Source organism: Streptomyces sp. NPDC058375 (assembly GCF_042723425.1).
Classification (GTDB): Bacteria; Actinomycetota; Actinomycetes; order Streptomycetales; family Streptomycetaceae; genus Streptomyces; species Streptomyces durocortorensis.
Map to the genome: position 1 here is coordinate 1 of NZ_JBHXJG010000474.1, position 1,830 is coordinate 1,830.

The following is a 1,830-nucleotide window of genomic DNA, read 5'->3' on the forward strand; positions in this document are numbered from 1 at the left end:
GCGCGGATATCCCCCGCCGAACATGTGGATCACTGCCGCGGGACGGGTAGGGTCCGTGGCACAAGCCGCTTCAACGGCAATACGGCCATCGGCAAGTTGGGGGATGATCCTGACTCTCTTGCGCAGGGCCATCGCATACCTGGAGGGAAACGCGTGGAAGCCAACACTCGTAGCACCGGGCGTCTACCAGCTGCCTTCCTGACGCCGGGTTCGTCCTCGTTCATGGACTTCCTGTCCGACCAGTCGCCCGAGATGCTCCCGGGCAACCGGAGCCTGCCGCCGCTCCAGGGGGCCATCGAGGCGCCGCACGGGACGACCATCGTCGCCGCCTCCTTCCCCGGTGGCGTGGTCCTGGCCGGCGACCGGCGCGCCACCATGGGCAACATGATCGCGCAGCGCGACATCGAGAAGGTCTTCCCGGCCGACGAATACTCCGCGGTGGGCATCGCGGGCACCGCCGGACTGGCCGTGGAGATGGTCAAGCTGTTCCAGCTGGAGCTGGAGCACTTTGAGAAGGTCGAGGGCGCCCAGCTCTCCCTGGAGGGCAAGGCCAACCGGCTCTCCACCATGATCCGCTCCAACCTCGCCATGGCCATGCAGGGCCTCGCCGTGGTTCCCCTCTTCGCCGGCTACGACATCGACCGCGAGAAGGGCCGCATCTTCTCCTACGACGTCACCGGCGGCCGCTCCGAGGAGAACGGCTACGCCGCCACCGGCTCCGGGTCGATCTTCGCCCGCGGCTCGATGAAGAAGCTCTACCGCGAGGACCTGACGGAGGAGCAGGCCCTCACCCTGGTCGTACAGGCGCTGTACGACGCGGCGGACGACGACTCGGCGACCGGCGGCCCGGACGTGGCCCGCCGCATCTACCCGATCGTCACCGTCATCACCGACGAAGGCTTCCGGAGGCTGAGCGACCAGGAGTCCTCCGAGATCGCGCGCTCCATCCTGGAACGCCGACTGGAGCAGCCCGACGGCCCGCGCGCCGCGCTGCTCTGATCCGGACCCCTGGCCTCCCCAGACGCACTCGTCACTGACAGAAAGGGACGGATAGCCGGTGTCGACGCCGTTCTATGTCTCACCCCAGCAGGCCATGGCCGACCGGGCGGAATACGCCCGCAAGGGCATCGCCCGTGGTCGCAGCCTCGTTGTGCTGCAGTATGCCGACGGCATTGTGTTCGTCGGCGAGAACCCGTCCCGCGCACTCCACAAGTTCAGCGAGATCTATGACCGGATCGGCTTCGCCGCCGCCGGCAAGTACAACGAGTACGAGAACCTCCGCATCGGCGGCGTGCGCTACGCCGATCTGCGCGGATACACCTACGACCGGGACGATGTGACGGCCCGTGGGCTGGCCAACGTCTACGCCCAGACGCTCGGCACCATCTTCTCCAGCGCGGCCGAGAAGCCGTACGAGGTGGAGCTGGTGGTCGCCGAGGTCGGCAGCGAGCCCGAGGGCGACCAGATCTACCGGCTGCCGCACGACGGTTCGATCGTGGACGAGCACGGCTCGGTCGCGGTCGGCGGCAACTCCGAACAGATCAGCGGCTTCCTCGACCAGCGGCACCGCGACGGCATGACCCTGGCCGAGACGCTCAAGCTGGCCGTCCAGGCCCTCTCCCGCGAGCCGGGCGGCGGCGAGCGGGAGATCCCCGCCGAGCGCCTGGAGGTCGCGGTCCTGGACCGCACCCGCCCTCAGCAGCGCAAGTTCAAGCGGATCGTCGGCCGTCAGCTGGCCCGGCTGCTGGACACGGACGCCGCGGGCAGCACGCCCACGGACGCCCCGTCCGACACCGAGGACAACGACGCCGACAGCACTCCCGACTCCAC

2 protein-coding genes and 1 pseudogene are annotated in these 1,830 nt (G+C 68.8%); all 3 read left to right on the forward strand.

Going from position 1 to position 1,830, the window contains the following annotated elements:
• Window positions 1–202: pseudogene (locus ACFWM7_RS35160) on the forward strand (endonuclease domain-containing protein); the annotation flags it as partial.
• The gene (gene prcB, locus ACFWM7_RS35165) at window positions 154–999 is read left to right on the forward strand and encodes a proteasome subunit beta (protein ID WP_205082114.1); all 846 of its coding nucleotides are present in this window, start codon (window positions 154–156) and stop codon (window positions 997–999) included. The pseudogene ACFWM7_RS35160 and the gene prcB, both read left to right, overlap by 49 nt.
• A 58-nt stretch (window positions 1,000–1,057) precedes the next feature.
• Window positions 1,058–1,830, forward strand: a 773-nt coding sequence (gene prcA / locus ACFWM7_RS35170; RefSeq protein WP_383268825.1) for a proteasome subunit alpha, incomplete at its 3' end; no start/stop codon positions are given.